General features: G+C 69.9%; 14 protein-coding genes. All 14 read right to left on the reverse strand.

The features are described from left to right. Positions 1-5: 5 nt before the first annotated feature. The 14 genes from U5N23_RS01055 to glnE all read right to left on the reverse strand — a co-directional run bounded on the left by U5N23_RS01055 (position 6) and on the right by glnE (position 18,300). Entirely contained in the window at positions 6-788 is a 783-nt protein-coding gene (locus U5N23_RS01055; RefSeq protein WP_322591021.1) for an SDR family NAD(P)-dependent oxidoreductase, read from the reverse strand. Then, positions 785-1,330 (reverse strand): DUF3833 domain-containing protein, encoded by a 546-nt coding sequence (locus U5N23_RS01060; RefSeq protein WP_416208557.1) that lies wholly within the window; start codon positions 1,328-1,330, stop codon positions 785-787. The genes U5N23_RS01055 and U5N23_RS01060 overlap by 4 nt, the downstream gene beginning before the upstream one ends. Next, positions 1,330-2,622, reverse strand: coding sequence for an MFS transporter (locus U5N23_RS01065; RefSeq protein WP_322591023.1), 1,293 nt, complete (start codon positions 2,620-2,622; stop codon positions 1,330-1,332). Before U5N23_RS01065 ends, U5N23_RS01060 begins: the two co-directional genes overlap by 1 nt. Further along, the gene (locus U5N23_RS01070) at positions 2,619-3,164 is read right to left on the reverse strand and encodes a chalcone isomerase family protein (RefSeq protein WP_322591024.1); all 546 of its coding nucleotides are present in this window, start codon (positions 3,162-3,164) and stop codon (positions 2,619-2,621) included. The genes U5N23_RS01065 and U5N23_RS01070 overlap by 4 nt, the downstream gene beginning before the upstream one ends. Positions 3,165-3,172: 8 nt before the next feature. Continuing rightward, positions 3,173-4,393, reverse strand: a complete 1,221-nt coding sequence (locus U5N23_RS01075) for a cyclopropane-fatty-acyl-phospholipid synthase family protein (protein WP_322591025.1) — start codon at positions 4,391-4,393, stop codon at positions 3,173-3,175. Positions 4,394-4,439: 46 nt separating this feature from the next. Next, the gene (locus U5N23_RS01080) at positions 4,440-5,225 is read right to left on the reverse strand and encodes a DUF1365 domain-containing protein (RefSeq protein WP_322591026.1); all 786 of its coding nucleotides are present in this window, start codon (positions 5,223-5,225) and stop codon (positions 4,440-4,442) included. Continuing rightward, a complete protein-coding gene (locus U5N23_RS01085; RefSeq protein ID WP_322591027.1) occupies positions 5,222-6,532 on the reverse strand; it encodes an NAD(P)/FAD-dependent oxidoreductase in 1,311 nt (436 codons plus the stop codon). The genes U5N23_RS01080 and U5N23_RS01085 overlap by 4 nt, the downstream gene beginning before the upstream one ends. Positions 6,533-6,776: 244 nt before the next feature. Further along, a complete protein-coding gene (locus U5N23_RS01090) occupies positions 6,777-7,358 on the reverse strand; it encodes a glutathione peroxidase (RefSeq protein ID WP_322591028.1) in 582 nt (193 codons plus the stop codon). 248 nt (positions 7,359-7,606) lie between these two features. Continuing rightward, on the reverse strand, positions 7,607-8,815 hold the full coding sequence (locus U5N23_RS01095) for a phosphohydrolase (protein ID WP_322591029.1): 1,209 nt from the start codon (positions 8,813-8,815) through the stop codon (positions 7,607-7,609). Positions 8,816-8,919: 104 nt separating this feature from the next. Further along, entirely contained in the window at positions 8,920-12,030 is a 3,111-nt protein-coding gene (locus U5N23_RS01100) for an efflux RND transporter permease subunit (protein WP_322591030.1), read from the reverse strand. A gap of 21 nt (positions 12,031-12,051) precedes the next feature. Further along, the gene (locus tag U5N23_RS01105) at positions 12,052-13,260 is read right to left on the reverse strand and encodes an efflux RND transporter periplasmic adaptor subunit (RefSeq protein WP_322591031.1); all 1,209 of its coding nucleotides are present in this window, start codon (positions 13,258-13,260) and stop codon (positions 12,052-12,054) included. Between the two features lie 51 nt (positions 13,261-13,311). Next, positions 13,312-14,736 carry an efflux transporter outer membrane subunit gene (locus U5N23_RS01110; protein WP_322591032.1) on the reverse strand — a complete coding sequence of 475 codons (1,425 nt, stop codon included), beginning with the start codon at positions 14,734-14,736 and terminating at the stop codon, positions 13,312-13,314. After that, a complete protein-coding gene (locus U5N23_RS01115; protein WP_322591033.1) occupies positions 14,733-15,467 on the reverse strand; it encodes a TetR/AcrR family transcriptional regulator in 735 nt (244 codons plus the stop codon). The genes U5N23_RS01110 and U5N23_RS01115 overlap by 4 nt, the downstream gene beginning before the upstream one ends. An 88-nt stretch (positions 15,468-15,555) precedes the next feature. Then, positions 15,556-18,300: a bifunctional [glutamate--ammonia ligase]-adenylyl-L-tyrosine phosphorylase/[glutamate--ammonia-ligase] adenylyltransferase gene (gene glnE, locus U5N23_RS01120; protein WP_322591034.1), complete on the reverse strand. Its 2,745-nt coding sequence runs from the start codon at positions 18,298-18,300 to the stop codon at positions 15,556-15,558. Between the last annotated feature and the right edge of the window lie 29 nt (positions 18,301-18,329).

Raw genomic sequence — 18,329 nt, forward strand, 5'->3', positions numbered from 1 at the left:
GGGGCTCAAAGTCCGGTGAACTTGCGGATGGCCGGAAAATACCACCCATACGGCAGCACGCGCAGCATCTTCATCACGCGCGTGAAGCGCTTGGGGAAGTGGATGTCGAACGCGCCCTGCCCCCAGCCCTTGAGGATGGCCGTGGCCGCCTCTTCGGGCGTGATCAGCGCCGGCATGCGAAAGTCGTTGCCCTCGGTGAGCGGCGTCGCCACGAAGCCCGGGTTGACCACGCTCACACCCATGCCCAGGCCATGCAGATCCAGGTACAGCGCCTCGGCCAGGTTGATCAGTGCCGCCTTGGTCGGGCCGTAGGCCAGGCTCTTGGGCAGCCCGCGAAAGCCCGCCACACTGCTGACCAGGCTCACATGCCCGGGGCGGCCCGAGTGCGCAGCGGCCAGCATGTCCGGCAGCACGGCGGCCAGCAGGTGCAGCACGCCCGTGTAGTTCACCTGTTCGTGGCGCAGCATCACGGGCAGGTCGAACTCCGTGGCACGCATGTGGTGGTAGGTGCCTGCGCAGTAGCACACCAGGTCCAGCGGTCCACCCGCCAGCACCTGGGCTGCGGCCGCCTTCACGGCGTCGGGTACGGCGGTGTCCAGTGGCAGCGCGACGCTGCCGGGGTGCTGCACGGCGAACGCATTGAGCGCCGCTTCGCTGCGGGCCGAGACGATGACCTCGGCCCCGCGCGCATGCAGGGCCGAGGCCGTGGCCCGGCCGATGCCGCTGGAGGCGCCCACCAGCCAGGCCCGGCGGCCCTGCCAGTCGCGCAGGCGGGGGTTGAGGCTCATGGCAGGCGCTTGGTGAATGACAGCGTGATCTCGCCCAGACGCACGCCGAACTTGCTCATGGTGGCGCGGTTGAGCATCACGCGCTCGTCCATGAGGTACATCCAGTCGTCCAGGTCCACGTGGTAGACGGTGCCGTCCACGGGCAGGGCCAGGGTGTAGTTCCAGCGGAAGGCGTTGCCGCGCACCTGGCCCACGGCCTGGCCGATCACGTCGCCGGCCGTGCCGGTGTAGCGTCCATCGGCTTCGCGCGTGAGGCGCCAGATGCGCCGTTCCGTGCTGCCGTCCGAGTAGGTGAAGGCTTCGTCGAGCACGCCCTGGTTGCCCGTCCACTGGCAGTGCATGACCACGGTGAAGCGTTTGACCACCTTGCCGCTGCGGTCCTGGAACATGCCGTGCGCGTCGATCACGCCATTGAAATACTGCGCCAGGTCGAGCACCGGCTTTTCGGCCGCGTAGTCGACCAGGTTCTGGCCCGCGCAACCGGACAGCGCCACGGGGGCGGCCACGGCTGCGGCCGAAAGGAGTAGCAAGCGTCGCTGCATCATGGTTCGCCTTGGAGGGATGGAAGGGCTGCGGCGACAGGCCGCCGCAGGATCAACAGGTACAGCGCTGCTGCGGCCACCAGCTTCAGGGCGCAGGGCAGCACGGCGTAGGCCAGGGTGAGGGTGTGCAGGCTTTCGGCACTGCGCGTGCCGGGGGTGTAGCCCAGCCCGTCGAGCAGGGGCAGGACCAGGCCCGCAGCCAGCGCCAGGTTGAGCTTGGTGGCAAAGTTCCACCAGCCGAAGTAGGCGCCTTCGTGCTGGCCGCTGTCGCCTTCGGCCGCCACCACGCCGGCCAGCAGGGCGCTGGGCAGGGCGAGGTCCGTGCCCAGGGCCACGCCCGAGAGCGCGCACACCACGAGGAAGGGCAGGCTGTCGCCCGCGCCGAGCGCAGCCGTCCAGGCAAACGCCGCAACGGCCAGCAGCATGCCCGCCAGCCAGGTGCGGGCCAGGCCCCAGCGCGCCACGGCCCGCAGCCACAGCGGGATCGACAGCGCCGCGCAAAGGAAATACGCGGCCAGGAACATCGGCTCCTGGCCTGGCGGCGCCTGCAGCCGGTCCTGGATGAAGAACAGCACCAGCGTGGCAGGTATGGCGCTGGCGATGCCGCTCAGCACGAACACTGCGAGCAGGCGCCGGAATGCGGGGCGCGTCCAGGGCCGCCACAGGTCCGCACGGTCCGTGGTGTGGGACGCAGCCGGCGCAGGCCGGGGTGCGCGCAGCCACGCGAGCCAGCCCAGCACCAGGGCGGCCGCAAACACGCCCAGCATCACCGGCAGGCCCAACAATGCCGGCAGCAGCGAGGCGAGCACCACGCCGGCCAGGGCGGCGCCTTCGCGCCAGGCGACGATGCGGCTGCGCTGCAGCTCGTCGCCGCCCAGGCGCGCCCCCCAGGACTGGTGGGCAATGCCGAGCTGGCTGTAGGCCAGGTAGCTGACCAGCAAGCAGGCCAGCGCCCAGGCGGCGAGCGCGCCCTGGCCTTGCACCCGGGGGAAGAACAGTGCGGTGAGTCCGACGGCCAGCACCACGGCCGATACCGCCCCGGTGGACAGAACCGCCAGGGGGGAGCGCTCGAACAAGCGGTCGGCCCAGCGGCCGAGCAGCGGGTCCGACACGGCATCGAACAGCCGCGCGGCCAGCAGCACGCCGCCCAGCGTGGCCAGGGGCATGCCGAACTCGCGCGCGTAGTGGTTGGGCAGCAGCACGTACAGCGGCAGCGCCACGAACGCCAGCGGCAGCCCGAGCAGGCCATAGGCCAGCCCCTGGCGCCAGGACAGCGCTGCAGCGGCGGTCACGGCGTCCCCGCAGCAGAGGAGGCACCGATCAGCGTCTGGCGCAATGCCGGCTCGGAGGTGCGGGGCGACAGCCAGATGCCGAAGAACAGGCGCGAAAATTCGGGGTCCTTGACCTCGCCCAGCACCTGCCCACCCATCTGGAACACCGCGCCTGCCCCGGGCTGGTAGATCCCGGTGAGCTGGTCGCCGGCCTTCACGTCGGGCAGGGCGGCTTGCAGAGCCTGCTGCCAGCGTGTGGCCTGGGCGGGGGTGAAGCGGCCCACGCGCCGCATCTCCTGGATCGAGCGTTCGGCAATCGCTTCGGCCGTGAAATCACGCTGGTACGTGAGCTGGAGCACCAGGGGCTGTGCGGTGTAGTCGCTGGCGTCAAAGCCGGGGCTCACCCACAGCTGGGCGCTGTAGATTTCGAAGCCCAGGAAGCGTAGCGTACCCTGGCCCGCCTGGCGCAGGCCGCTGAGCGGCCCCGTGGGCGGGGCCTGGGCCAGCGCCAGGCCGGGACAGAGCAAGGCCAGGGCCAGGGTGAGCGCGGGGGCGTGCTTCATGGCCATGCTCAGTCGCGCACCAGGGTGTACTGCACGAGGTTGATGTTGGCCATGGCGAAGGCCGCTTCGCAATAGGCCAGGTAGAACTCCCAGATGTGCAGGAAGCGCTGGTCGAAGCCGAGCTGCAGGATCTGCGCACGCTGGGCCAGGAAGCGCTCGCGCCAGCGCCTGAGGGTCTCGGCGTAGTCCTGGCCGAACGCGAACTCGTCCACCACGCGCAGGCCGGCGGCCTCGGCCTCGCGGCGGAACTCGCGCGGGCAGGGCAGGCAGCCACCCGGAAAGATGTACTGCTGGATGAAGTCGGTGGAACTGATGTAGCGCTCGAACAGGCCATCGTCGATCACGATGCTCTGGATGCAGGCCTTGCCGCCGGGCTTGAGCAGGCGCCGCACGGCCTGGAAATAGGTCGGCCAGTATTCGCGGCCCACGGCCTCGATCATCTCGATGGAGCAGACGGCGTCGTAGGGGCCGTCGGCGATGTCGCGGTAGTCCTGCAGGCGCAGGTCGGCCCGGTCGGCGACGCCGCCCGCGTCCATGCGCCGGCGCGCGAATTCCAGCTGCTCGGTCGACAGCGTCACGCCGGTCAGCGAGGCGCCGAACTCGGTGGTGGCCATCTCGGCCAGAGCGCCCCAGCCGCAGCCGATCTCGAGCACCCGGTCGCCCGCTTGCACGCCCGCCATGCGCAGGGCGCGGCGCACCTTGGCATGCTGGGCGGTGCGCATGTCGCCGCCGGCATCGCCCTCGAACCAGGCCGACGAGTAGTTCATCGTGTCGTCCAGCCACAGCGTGTAGAAGGCATTGCCCAGGTCGTAGTGGGCGTGGATGTTCTTCTGGCTGTTGGCGCGCGTGTTGCGGTTGAGCAGGTGCTTGATGCGGTACAGCAGCCGGCCGGCCCAGGTGCCGTAGATCACGCCCTCCACCTGCTGGCGGTTGGCGATGAAGACCCGCAGCAGATCCGTGAGGTTCGGCGTGGTCCAGTCGCCCGCGATGTAGCTCTCGGCAAAGCCGATGTCTCCGGACTTGAGCGCCGCCTTGCAGACGTTCCAGTTGCGCAGCGTGATGGCTGCGGCCGGCCCATCGCCCTGGTGGCTGCCGAAGTGCTGCAGCGTGCCGTCGGGCAGTTGCACCGTGAGGCTGCCGTGCTGCAGGCGCTGCATCAGGCGCAGGGCCGTGCGGGCGGCAGCGGGGGTGCCCCGTGGCAGGGTGGGTGCGAGGGTGGTGCTGTTCATGGCGGGCCGGATGGAAGAGGGGTTGTGGTGTGTTGCGTGCCGGGGCTCAACGGGTCACGATGGAGGCGGGCGCTTCGGGCTTGCGGTGAAAGCGCACCCGCTTGGCCCACAGCCTGAGGGCCTGCCAGTGGATGCGCCCGATCAGCGCCAGCGTCATCGCCGGGTAGCCCCACAGCGCGTGGCGCAGCGATTCGCGCGTGATGGGCGCGAGGGTGCCGCACACGCTGGTCTGCAGCAGCGGGCCCTGGGCGTCGTCATGGTCGATGCGCACCACGGTGCGCTCCTGCCCGCCCTGCTCGGTGCGCAGGAAGCGAAAGCGGTAGCCGCCGCTGATGTCGCAGAACGGCGAGACATGGAACACCTTGCGCGCGTGCTGCTCGGCCCCGTAGCGCGGCGCATCCAGCAGGTAGCAGTGGCGCTCGCCAAAGGTGTTGTTGACCTCGACCACGATGGCGCGCAGGCTGCCGTCCGGGCGGTGGCAGTACCAGAAGCTCACGGGCTTGAAGGTGTAGCCCAGCACGCGCGGATAGCAGTGCAGCCAGACCTCGCCCGTGGCGTCCGCGATGCCCTCGGCGAGCAGCAGTTCGTCCACCCAGGCGAGTGCCCCGCCCTGCGCGGGGCCGCGGCCATCGCCATGGTCTGTGTCGTGGAAGCTGATGGCTGCGCGCCGGTTCACGGCCAGCAGGCCCGGCGCCTGTGTGCGCAGTGTGCGCAGAGGCAGCATCAGGAAGAAGGTGGGGTAGGCAAAGGCATGCCGCGCGGGGCGCAGCCGCGTGTGGCGCACCTGGCCGAAGCCCAGCAGCGGCTCGGCGGCGCGTGGGGCCGCCGTCATGCCGCCTCCGCCAGGGGCGCCGGCATGCGTGCCAGCAGGTGCTCGGCCACGGCCAGGCCGGACTTCAGCCCGTCTTCATGGAAGCCATAGCCCGTCCAGGCACCGCAGAACCAGGTGCGCTCGCGGCCCTGGAGCTGCGCGACACCCTTTTGTGCACGGATGGCCGCCAGGTCGAAGACCGGGTGGGCGTAGTCGTAGCTGCCGATCACTTTGCCGGGGGCGATCTCGCCCACCGGGTTGAGCGAGACGACGACCGGCTGCGTGAACGGCACGGGCTGCAGCTGGTTGATCAGGTAGTGCAGGCACACGCGGGCCGATTCACGGCTGCGGTCCGGGGCGCGCTCGTAGTTCCAGGCGGCCCAGGCGGCGCGGCGTTCGGGCAGCACCGAGGTGTCGGTGTGCAGCACGGCGCGGTTGGCCTGGTAGCGGATGGCACCGAGCACGGCGCGCTCCTGCAGCGTGGGCTGCGCCAGCAGCGCCAGCGACTGGTCCGAATGGGTGGCCAGCACCACCTGGTCGAAGCGCTCGGTGTTGCCGGTGGTCACCACGCGCACGCCCGCAGCATCGCGTTCAATGCGGTGCACGGGGGTGGCCAGGCGCTTGTCCTCGATGCCTGCCACGATCTTGTCCACATAGTGGCGCGCGCCGCCCGCCACTGTCCACCACTGGGGGCGGTTGCTCACCTGGATCAGGCCGTGGTTGTGGCAAAACCGGATCATGGTGGCCACCGGGAACTGCAGCATCTGGTCCGTCGGGCAGCTCCAGATGCAGCCCAGCATGGGCAGGAAATACCAGTCGCGGAAGGCATCGCCGAAGCGGTGTTCCTTGAGAAAGTCACCCAGGGGCTGCATGAGCGCGGCATCGGCCTGGGCCTCGGCCAGGCGCGTGCACAGCCGGTTGAAGCGCAGCAGGTCGTAGAGCATGCCCAGGAAGCGCGGGTTCACGAGGTTACTGCGCTGGGCGAACACGGTGGACAGGTCCGTGCCGCTCCACTCGAGCGTGCGCCCGCCGCCCAGTGCCTGTGGCACCTGCACGGAAAACGACATGTCGGACCGAGCGGTCTCCACGCCCAGCTCGGCCAGCAGGCGGATCAGGTTCGGGTAGGTGCGCTCGTTGAAGACCAGGAAACCCGTGTCGACGCCGCAGTGCACGGCGTCGCCTTCGGGGCCCGGCAGGGCCACGTCCACCGTGTGGGTGTGGCCGCCAAAATAGCTGCCGGCTTCGTAGAGGGTGATGTCGGCCTGCCCGCGCAGCCGGTGGGCCGCTGCCAGGCCGGAGATGCCGGAGCCGACGATGGCGATCTTCATGGCCGGCTCCCTCTGGCCGGCAGGCTGAATAAAAAAGTTGCGAAGCGTCCCGAAACGAATAAGAGAGGGAGGGAGGAGAAGCGCTCCAGGAGAACAGTCGGAACCCGTGGGACCGAAAGGCTTCGCAACGTTAAAACGGTCTGACGCTCAACACGTCCTTGCTTTCGGTAGAGTAAGGGCGTTCCGCAGAAGTTCCAGGGCTTGTGCGGCATTTTTTTGAAGAAATGTAAAGAAAACATGCGTTTCACCGGGCTGGTGGGAGCGCCAACTGTTGTTCGACCGCACGGACCAGGCTTTTGCTGTCCGGTGCCGTGAGGCTGGTGTAGCTGTCCACGAGCTTGCCGTCGCGGCCCAGCAGGTATTTGTGGAAGTTCCAGCGCGGTGGGCCGGACATCTGGGCCAACTGGCGGAACAGGGGTGAGGCCTCGGCGCCGGTCACCACGCTCTTGGCGAACATCGGGAACTTCACGCCGAAGGTGTTTTCGCAGAAATCCGCGATCTGCTGGTTGCTGCCGCTTTCCTGCGAGAAGTCGTTGCTGGGAAAGCCCAGCACCACCAGCCCCTTGTCCTTGTAGCGGGCATAGAGGTCTTCCAGGCCCTTGTACTGCCCCGTGAAACCACAGAAGCTGGCGGTGTTGACCACCAATACGACCTTGCCGCTGTACTGGCACAGCGATTGCGGCTTCTCGTCCTGCAGCCGCAGGTAGGTGTGCTGCAGCGTGGCCGGGCAGGACTCTGGTGGCGCAGCGAAGGCCGACGGCACTGCGCCGAGCCACAGCAGGGCCGCCACCGGGGCCAGGGCCAAAAGGCGCGAAAACTGGATCATGAGCGAACCTCCCGTGTTGCTGAGGGCCAATTTAACCAATGAATCATATTTTGTCCACATAAGTTTTTATTTGTACTGATTGGTTGCGGTTGGCTGCAGTGCGCCGGATCACCCCCAAACGGGGCGAATGCTCAGATACAGGGGGAGTACGCAGCCGAAGGCGTGGCGGATGCGCGAGTGCGACCGCAGGGTGTCGGAAACCCTGGGGAAAAAAGGGAGGCGTCCACGGTCCCGTGGACGCCGGGTGCTCAAACCAGCGGCAGCAACCGGTTGAGCGAGAGCTTGACGCGCACGTCCTTGTGCGCCACCACGCCGACGATCTTCCACTGGGGCTGGGAGGTGTCGCGGGGGATCAGCTCACCGGTGGGCATGCCCAGCCGGTTGGTGACCACGGCCACGCGCGGCGTGGTGCCGCTGGCGCCACGGCGCAGCACCACCGCCACCTCCTGGCTGGCGAGCTTCACGAAGGCGCCCGGCGGGTAGATGCCCAGGGCCTTGACCAGGGCGGCACCGGCCTCGTCGACCTTCTGTTCCTCGTCGTAGTAGCTGGCCTGCATGGCGGCGGTCACCGGCATGGGCGAGCGGGCGGCGCGCGGCGCCAGCCGGGCACCGAAGACGTCGGCCCGCTGGATCAGCCGGGCCATCTGCAGGCCGGGGCTCTTCTGGCCGAACGCGCCTGGGGTGCGGTGGTGGTGGTGGCGCACGGCCTCCAGCCAGAGCTCGCTGTGCACGCCCAGTTCGCGCAGCAGGGCTTCGGAGCGGGCCGCGTGGTCTTCCACGGCGGTGATCTGGACCGAGGTCAGGGGCTGGGTCTGCTGGGCCAGCTGATCCTGCAATTCGGTCATGGCGATGTTCATGGACAGGGCCGCCTGGCCCACCACCTGGACCTGGGCCGGGGGCCAGCGCAGCATCTCCCGGGCCACCACCATGCAGACGCAGGCCACCAGCATGGCGTGGGTGCCGCTGTACATGCGCGTCTCCTGCGCCGACAGGTAGATCAGCGCCAGCAGCGTGGCGTCGGGTGCCTGCTCGCAGTTGCGCGCCAGCTCCGCATGCAGGGGCTGGAAGCGGTCCGGAAAATCAGCCGCATGGGGGGAGCGCAGCAGCCGGGTCGCGCGCTCCTGCAGGGCGGGCCAGTCCACCACATAGGGGGGGGCATCGCGCTCGCGCGGGGAGGCCTGGGCACCGGCGGTCATCTTGATGGAGGCCAGTTGCCCGAGGTTGGTGTCCTGGCGCAGCATGCGCTGCAGCTGGGCGACGTAGGCGCGGTAGCTCTCACCGGATTCTTCCACGTCCACGCACAGCTGCCGGCCCCGGGCGAGCATGGTGCCCAGTTCATCCTGCGAGTGCACCACGAAGCCCTTCTGGGCCAGCAGCGCGCCGTCGGCACCCCGCAAGGCGAATGGCAGGGGGTGGCCGAGTGGGATGGAGTCGACGTTGATGCTGACGAGGTTCATAGCGGTACGCCATTATCCCGCCATGCCGGCACCGTTAAAGGGCGCAAACCCGGGTGGTTGGCGCCCTTTTTGCACGGATGCGGGGTCGGCCTTCGGCCCCGCCGTCAAGGAATCGCCGGCGCTTCCTGCGGCCTGGGCGCCGCTGCCTTGGGCGGCAGGCCGCGCAGGCGCCGCAGCATGCGGCCGAACCACTGGCCCACATCGTCCACGCCGGTGAACACGGCCGGGATCACCAGCAGGCTCAGGAAGGTCGAGGTGATCAGCCCGCCGATCACCGCCACGGCCATCGGCGAGCGGAAGCTCGCATCCGCCGCGCCGAAGCCCACGGCGATCGGCAGCATGCCCGCGCCCATGGCCAGGGTGGTCATGATGATGGGCCGTGCGCGCTTGTGGCAGGCGTCGATCAGCGCCTCGAAGCGCGTCATGCCATGCTCGCGCCGCGCCAGGATGGCGTACTCCACCAGCAGGATGGAGTTCTTGGTGGCAATGCCCATGAGCATGATGAGCCCGATCAGCGAGGGCATCGAGAAGCTCTTCTGCGCGATCAAGAGGCCCACGAAGGCCCCGCCCAGCGACAGCGGCAGCGCCGCCAGGATGGTCACGGGGTGCAGAAAGTCCTTGAACAGCAGCACCAGCACGATGTAGATGCACAGCACGCCGGTGAGCATGGCCAGGCCGAAGCTGGCGAACAGCTCGCCCATCACCTCGGCGTCGCCGATGGTGACCTGGCGCACGCCGGGCGGCAGGTTCTTGATGGACGGCAGCGCATCCACGGCCTTGGTCACGTCGCCCAGCGGCAGGCCCGAGAGCTCGATCTCGAAGTTCACGTTGCGCGCGCGGTCGTAGCGGTCCACCACGGCCGGGCCGCCGCTGAACTCCAGCGTGGCCACCTGGCCGAGCATCACCGGGCCCTTGGCACCGGGCACGGCCAGGCGTTCGAGCAGCGACAGATCCTTGCGCGCATCGTCCTGCAGCTTGACGACGATGGGCACCTGGCGCGAGGCCAGGTTGAGCTTGGGCAGCGACACGTCGTAGTCGCCCACGGTGGCGATGCGCAAGGTCTCGGCGATGGCGCTGCTGGTCACGCCCAGGTCGGCGGCGCGCGCGAAGTCGGGGCGCACGGCGATTTCCGAGCGGATCAGGCTGGCGGTGGAGGACACGCTGCCCAGGCCGGGGATGGTGCGCAGGTCCTTCTCGACGGCGAGGGCCGCGGTCTGCAGCGCCTGCGGGTCGTCGCCCGTGAGCACCAGCACGTACTTCTCGCCCGAGCCGCCCAGGCCCACCTTGCTGCGCACGCCGGGCAGGCTTTCCAGCGCGGCGCGGATCTGGTTCTCGATGCCCTGCTTGCGCGGCCGGTCACCCCGGTCGGCCAGCAGGATGGTGAGCGTGGCCTTGCGCGTCTCGGCATTGGCGCTGCCCATGAAGGGATCGGAGCCCGCCGAGCCGCCGCCGATGGTGGTGTAGACGCTCTTGACGTGGTTCACCGCCGCCACGCGCTGGCGCGCGTCCTCGGCCACCACGCGGGTCTGGGCCAGCGTGGCGCCGGGCGGCAGCTCCAGGTAGACCTGGGTCTGGGAGTTGTCGTCCGGCGGGATGAAGCCCGTGGGCAAGAGCGGTATCAGCGCCAGCGAGCCGATGAAGAAGGCCCCCGTGGCGATGAAGGTGATCCAGCGGTGCCGGATGCACCAGGCCGCCCAGCGCAGGTACCAGCCCATCCAGCGCGGGTCCTTGTGCTCGCCCACGATGGGCTTCAAGATATAGGCGGCCATCATCGGGGTCAGCACCCGCGCCACCACCAGGCTGGCGAACACCGCCAGCGCCGCCGTCCAGCCGAACTGCTTGAAGAACTTGCCGGCGATGCCGCTCATGAAGGCCGTGGGCAGAAACACCGCGATCAGCGTGAAGGTGGTGGCCACCACGGCCAGGCCGATCTCGTCGGCCGCCTCCATGGCCGCCTGGTAGGGCGTCTTGCCCATGCGCAGGTGGCGCACGATGTTCTCCACTTCCACGATGGCATCGTCCACCAGGATGCCGACCACCAGCGACAGCGCCAGCAGCGTGATCACGTTGATGGAAAAGCCCAGCAGGTACATGCCGATGAAGGCCGGGATCACCGACAGCGGCAGCGCCACGGCCGAGACGAAGGTCGCGCGCCAGTCGCGCAGGAACAGCCAGACCACCAGCACCGCCAGCAGCGCACCTTCGTACAGCAGGTGCATGGAGCCGTCGTATTCCTCCTGCACGGGCGTCACGAAGTTGAAGGCCTCGGTGATCTCCAGGTCCGGGTGCTGGGCGCGCATCTCGGTCAGGGCCGCCTGCACGGCGCCGCCCACTTCGACCTCGCTGGCGCCCTTGCTGCGCGCCACCTCGAAGCCGACCACGGGCTTGCCGTTGAGCAGGGCCATGGCGCGCGGATCGGCAAAGGTGTCGGACACCGTGGCCAACTGGTCCAGGCGCACATGGCGGCCGTCGGACAGGGACAGCGTGAGGCCCGCGAGCTCCTGGGCCGACTGCACGGTGGCCAGGGTGCGCACGGGCTGCTCGCTGCCGCCCAGGTCGGTGCGCCCGCCCGCGCTTTCGGTCTGCACCAGGCGCAGCTGGCGCGACACGTCGGCCGCGGTGGCGCCCAGCGCCTGCAGCTTGATGGGGTCGAGCGCCACATGCACCTGGCGGTCGACACCGCCCACGCGGTTCACCGCACCCACGCCGCGCACGGCCAGCAGCTTCTTGGCGATGTCGTTGTCGACGAACCAGGACAGGGCCTCGTCGTCCATGCGGCGCGAGGCGATGGTGAAGGCCAGCACCGGCTGGGCGGCCAAGTCCATCTTGGTCACGATGGGGTCGCGCACGTCGCCGGGCAGGTCGCCGCGCACGCGCGCCACGGCCGAGCGCACGTCATCGAGCGCCTCCTGCGTGGGTTTCTCCAGGCGGAACTCGGCCGTGATGGTGGCGCCGCCGTCCTGCACCTTGGTGTAGATGTGCTTGAGGTCCTGCAGCGTGGCGATCGAGCCTTCGATCTTGCGCGCCACATCGTTTTCGAGCTGCGCGGGTGAGGCGCCGGGCAGCGACACGGTCACCGAGATGGTGGGCAGGTCGATGTCGGGGAAGTTCTGCACCTTCATGCCGTTGAACGACAGCAGGCCGCCGAAGGTCAGCAGCACGAACAGCATCAGCGCCGGTATGGGGTTCTTGATCGACCAGGTAGACACATTCATGGTGAATGCTCCTCGCTCTTCTTACTTGGCGGCCGAAGCCGGGGCGGCCGCGGTGGGCACGGTCGCGCTGCCCTGCACCCCGACCGGCGCGGTGTTGGACACGCGTACCAGATCGCCATCGTTGAGGAAGCCGGCACCGCGCACGGCAATGGCGGTGGTCGGCTCCAGGCCCGAGAGCACTTCCACCCGGTCGGCCACGCGCCGACCGGTCTGGATCTTGCGCTGCTGCACGCGCTGGTCGCTGCCCAGCGCGAACACGTACGAGAAACCATCACGCACCACCAGGGCTTCCTGTGGCACGGTCAGGGCATCGCTGCTGCCCAGGGCAAACTCGCCGCGCGCGAACATGCCGGGCAGGATGGCCGAGAGCGAGGTCTTGGCATCGGTCGGCGTGTCCATCGCCGTGGCGGGCAGGTCCACATAGACCAGGGCATTGCGGGTCTGGGGGTCGACCGTCGGGCCGACCATGCGCACCGTGCCCTGCACGGTGGTGCCGCTGGCGGCCGTCACGCTGACCTTGGAGCCGGGCTGGATGCGTGCCAGCTCGGTCGAGGTGACTTCGGCGCGCCACTCCAGGCGGCCCTTGCGCACCATGCGGAACAGCTCGGTGCCGGCGCCCACGACCGCACCCACGGTGGCGCTGCGGGCCGAGATGATGCCGCTGTCGGGCGCCACCACCTGGGTGTATTTCAGGCGCAACTGTTGCGCATTGAGCTGGGCCTGGGCCGCTTCCACGCGTGCCTGGGCGGTCTTCTCGGCCGTGGTGTACTGCTGGATCTGCTGCTGGCTCAAGGCGCCCGAGGCCTGCAGCGAGCGCGCGCGCTCGGCATTGGCAGCGGCCTCGGCGGCCGTGGCCTGGGCTTCGAGCACGCTGGCGCGGCCCTGGGCCACCTCGGCCTGGGTGGTCTCGGCCGAGAAGGTGGCCAGCACCTGGCCGCGCTTGACCACGTCGCCCACGTTCACGCGCACGTCGGTCAGGCGCAGGCCATTGCTTTCGGCGCCGATGATGGCCTCCTGCCAGGCGGCGACATTGCCGTTGGCGGCCAGGCGCAGGGGCACGGCGATGCGCTGGGGCTGGGCGGTCGTGACCGTGAGCGCAGGGCGCGGCTGGTTCGCCTTGGGCTCGTCGGCCGCGCGCGATGCGCCCGAGAACACCAGGGCGCCGGTGGCAGCCAGGACGCAGGCAGCAACGATGGCCAGCGTGGAAGCGGAGAGTTTGAACTGGTTCATGAAAGGGGTCCGTTCATGCGGAAGGTGTCAGGGAAATAAGGGGTGCCGAGGTCAGCGGGTGCCGGCCTGGGCGGTCTCGGCCAGGTCGGGGGCCGTGCTGTCCCAGCCGCCGCCGGCTGCGCGGTACAGCGCTATCCAGGCGGACTGGCGCTCGTGCTGCAGGGCCAGCAGCGCGTTCTGTGCGGCCAGCGCCGTGCGGCGTGCGTCCTCCAGCTCCACCAGGCTGGCCAGGCCGCCGCGCCAGCGCGCGTCGGTGGCCTCGAACGAGATGCGGTAGCCGTCGGCTGCGGCGCGGGCGCTGGTGTTGCGCTCGGTCGTGCTCTGCAGGCGCACAAGGGCCTGCTCCACCTCGCTTACGGCCTGGCGGATGCGGGCGCGGTACAGCGCCACCGATTCGTCGTAGCGCGCGCGGGCCGCATCGACCTGAGCGGCGCGGCGCCCGCCATCGAACAGGGGCAGGCTCAGCGCCAGCGGGCCCAGGGTCCAGGCGTCCACATCGGTCGTGCTGCCGCCCGTGCGGACCCAGGCCTTGCCGATATTGCCGCTGAGCGACAGGCGCGGGTAGCGCTGGGCCTGGGCGTTGCCGACCTCGGCACTGGCGGCGGCGACCTCGCGCTCGGCGTTGTAGACATCGGGGCGCTGGGAGATCACCTGCGCTGGCAGGGCCGCAATGGCGAACAGGCTGTCGGGCGCGGGGACCACGGGCGTGGCCGTGATCAGCTGGCGCAGCGCCGCCTCGTCCTGGCCCGTGAGGGCCACCAGGGTCTTGAACTCCACGTCGCACTGCATGCGCTGCTGCGATGCGCGGGCCGTGGCCTCGGCGGCGCTGGCGCGCGCCAGGGCGGCGGTGGCCGGGGCGGTGAAGCCGGCGCGCTCGCTCAGGTCCGACAGGCGCGAGGTCTCGCCGCGCGAGCGCGCGTCGCGCTCGGCCACATCGAGCTGCTGCAGGCAGGTGCGCAGGCTGCTGGTCTGCAGCGCCACCTCGGCCGCCACGCTCACGCGCGCCTCGTGCCACAGGGCCTGGGCGCCGGCCAGGCGTGCGCTGGCCGCGTCGCGCGTGGCGGCGTTGGCGCCGAACAGGTCCACTTCCCAGGCGGCCTGCAGGCCGGCCTGGCTGGTGGTGGCCAGGCCACCGATCTGTGCGTTGGCGCCGCGGCTGCTCGTTGCCTGGGCATCGAGCGTGGGCAGCAGGGCCGCGCGCGCCGTGGTCTGCGTGGCGCGCGCCTGCAGCAGGCGCGAGCGGGCCTGTGCCACGTTGGGGCTGATGCCCTGCGCGGCCTCGATCAGCGGCACCAGGGCCGGATCATTCCACTGGCGCCACCACTGTGCCAGGTCGGCCATCTGGCCGCCGTGCGGCAGCGGCGCTGCCCAGCCCGCAGGCGCCTGCACCGCGACCGCCTGGGGCGGCCGTGCGGTGCTGCAGGCGCCCAGCAGCAGCACGCCGCACACGCCCAGGGTTCGAACAAACCATGTCATTCCTCTTCCTCCTTGTTGTTGTGTCCGCGCTTGTCGCGCAGTGCCTGGCGGCGTGCCACTTCGCCCTGGATCATGGACATGGCATAGCCGGTCAGGCGTTCGGCCCAGGCGTCCGCGGTGGCGGGGCCTGCGAGTTGGGGGGCGATGGCCTCGATGGCGTCGCGCTGGGTCCACAGCAGCATGACCAGGCCGCCGATCGAGAAGGCCAGGCGATGCATGTCGTCGTCGATGGCGGGCACGCCCATGTGCTGGCACAGCAGTCGCGCCAGCGCCATGTGCGGGGCCTTGCATTCGCGCTCGATCAGCTCGGGCCAGACGTGGGTGGGCTCCAGCAGTTCGCGCACATGCAGGCGGGTGGCTTGCCGGACCAGGTCGTCGTGCTTGAGCGGCTCCAGCAGCCCTGTGAAGTAGTGCTGCAGGGCCTGTTGCAGGCTGAGCCCGGGCGCGGCAAACACCTCGATCAGGTCGCTGCCGCTGCCAAAGGGCTCGTAGAACGTGGCCGTGTACAGCTGCGCCTTGTCACCGAAATGGTAGCCAATGGCGGCCACGTTGGTGCCCGCCGCGACGGCAATGGCACGCACCGAGGTGCGGGCAAAGCCATGCTCGGAAAACAGCCGCAGCGCGGCCTGCAGCAGGCGGGCGCGCGTGTCGTCGCCATCGCTGCGTGCGGCACGGGCAGGGCGCGCTGCGCGCTTGGCAGCGGGCTCGGAAATGGGCGGGGCAGGGTGCATGGCGGTGGATTAAACCACCATACTTCAAACAAGTGTTTAAATTAGCGTGACAATCGGCAACAGGCCGCCGCCGGCCAGGAACGGTCGATCAGCGCCCGCTGCCGAACACTGCCGCCCACAGCGCCAGCACCGCGTCGCGCTCGGCCTGCAGGGCCGGGGGCGTGACCTGGGTCGGGGCCTCGTCCAGGCGTGCCCGGTGCTGCACACGGCGCAGTTCGCGGTAGGCGTCTGCGGCCGCGTGGCCTACGCCGGCCGGCAGCAGGCCGACCTGCTCGGCGCGCTGCAGCAGGGCGATGTTGCCCACGTTGGCCACCAGCTCGGGGTGCGCCGCCGATTGCGAGAGCACCAGGTACTGCACGGCGAATTCGGCGTCCACCATGCCGCCTGCGCTGTGCTTGACGTCGAACTGCCCGTCGCGCGTGGGGTGGGCCTGGCGCACCTTCTCGCGCATGGCCACGATCTCATCGCGCAGCGCGAGCGGGTCGCGCGCCGAGGTGATCACGGCCGTGCGCACGGCGTCGAAGCGGGCTTGCAGTGCGGGGCTGCCCATCACGAAGCGGGCGCGCGTCATGGCCTGGTGCTCCCAGGTCCAGGCGGTGTTGCTGCCGCGCCGCTCCTGGTAGTTGGCATAGGCCTCGAAGCGCGTGACCAGCAGGCCCGAGCTACCGTTGGGCCGCAGCGCGGTGTCGATCTCGTACAGGTCGCCCTCGCCGGTCTTCACCGTGAGCCAGTTGATCAGCTTGCGCACGAACGCGGCATACACCTCGGGGGCGCGCTCGTCGTCGTCGTCGAAGACGAACACGATATCCAGGTCGCTGCCGTAGCCCAGCTCCTTGCCGCCGAGCTTGCCGTAGCCGATCACCGCGAATTGCGGCTCCTCGCGGTGGCGCGTCTTGAGGCGGCTCCAGCACCACTGGGCGGTGACGCGCAGCACGCTGTCGGCCAAGGCGCTCAGGTCGTCGGCCACCTGCTCGACGGTGATGCGGTGTTCCACGTCACGCGCCAGCGTGCGGAAGGTCTCGGCATGCTGGGCGCGGCGCAGCAGGTTCAGCAGGGTCTCGTCGTCGTCCTCGCCGGTGGAGGTGATCGAGGCCAGGCGCATGGCCAGCTCGCGCTCGAAATCGGCCACCGAGAAACGCTCGGCCAGCAGGGCGTCGCCCACCAGTTCGTCGATCACGCCCGGGTGCTGCAGCAGGTAGCGCGCCGGCCAGCGCGCGGCGCCCAGCAGGTGCAGCATCTGTTCGTGCACCGAGGGGCGCTCCAGCAGCAGGGCCAGGTAGCTGTCGCGGCGCAGCAGGGGTTCGAGCCAGTTGGCCATGCGCACGGCGGCCTCTTCGGTCACCCGGCCCTCGGTGAGCCACTGGGCCGTGCGCTGCACCAGGCGGAACAGGCGCGCGCGGGTTTCATCGCGCAGGCCCTGCACGCGCGGGTGGTTGCGCCATTCGGCCACGCGCTCGCGGAAACCGGGGGGTAGCTGTTCCAGCAGCCCCTCCAGCTCGGGTGGCGGGGGCGCGGCCGCGCGCGGGCCGCCGCAGCCGCCCTTGCTGCACTGCTTCTTGCCGTTGCCGCCCAGCAGGGTGTCGAACTCCTGCGCCACCAGTTCGCGGTGGGCGTCGAGCTCGTGCAGAAAGGCGCAGCAGTCGGGGTAGCCCATGGTGCGGGCGATCCAGGCCAGGTCGTCGTCGCGCGTGGGCAGCACATGGGTCTGCTGGTCGTCAAGGTACTGGATGCGGTGCTCCACCCGGCGCAGGAAGACATAGGCCCGTGCCAGGGCGTCGGCGGTCTGCTGCGGCATCAGGCCGGCATGGGCCAGGCGTTGCAGGGCATCGAGCGTGGGGCGGCGGCGCAGCTCGGGGAACTGGCCGCCGCGCACCACCTGCAAGAGCTGCACCGTGAATTCGATCTCGCGGATGCCGCCGCGCGAGAGCTTGACGTCGTTGGCGCGCTCGGGGTGGCCTGCGCTGCGCTTGGCCGCGTGGTCGCGGATCTGGCTGTGCAGCAGGCGCAACGCGTCGAACACGCTGTAATCCAGGTAGCGGCGGAATACGAAGGGCAGCACCACGCCGCGCAGCGCCTGCACCTCGGTGCTGGCAATGCAGTCGCGCGGTGCCACCACCCGGCTCTTGAGCCAGGCAAAGCGCTCCCATTCGCGGCCCTGTACCTGCAGGTATTCCTCCAGCGCCGCCAGGGAGACGGCCGCAGGGCCCGAGTTGCCGTTGGGGCGGAGGGCCAGGTCCACGCGGAACACGAAGCCATGTTCCGTGGTATCGCCCACCAGGCTGTAGATGGCCTTGACCGCACGCGCAAAGTACTCGTGGTTGGAGATCCGGCCGCGGCCGTCCGGCGTGCCGGCGGTCTCGCCATCGTGCTCGTAGACGTAGATAAGGTCGATGTCGCTCGATACATTGAGTTCGCGCGCGCCGAGCTTGCCCATGCCGATGATCCACAGCTGCACGGCCTGGCCTTCGGGTCCCTGGGGCGCGCCGTGGCGCGCATCGAGCTCCTGGCGGGCCTGCCGGCAGGCCCGGTCCAGGGCCAGTTCGGCCAGCTCGGTGACGGCGCAGGTGATGTCGGACAGCGGTGCCTGGCCATCACAGTCGAGCTGGATCAGGCGTTCCATGACCAACTGCCGCAGCACGCGCAGGGCCGTGCCGGTGTCGTTGCCGCGTGCCAGCAGGGCGTCGCAGACCGCCTCCATCGCGGCGCGCCGGGGTGCCCCGCCGGGCAGCAGGGTCAAATCGCTGCCGTAGCGCCGGTGCAGGCGCTGCAGGAAGCGCGAATGCCCGGCCAGCGGCTCGCCGTCCTGGAAGGGGTCGTTACAGGGCATGGGCATGGTGGCTGCCATGGGATGGGCGGGTGCCG

This window comes from Acidovorax sp. (assembly GCF_034519795.1).
Classification (GTDB): domain Bacteria; phylum Pseudomonadota; class Gammaproteobacteria; order Burkholderiales; family Burkholderiaceae_C; genus Acidovorax.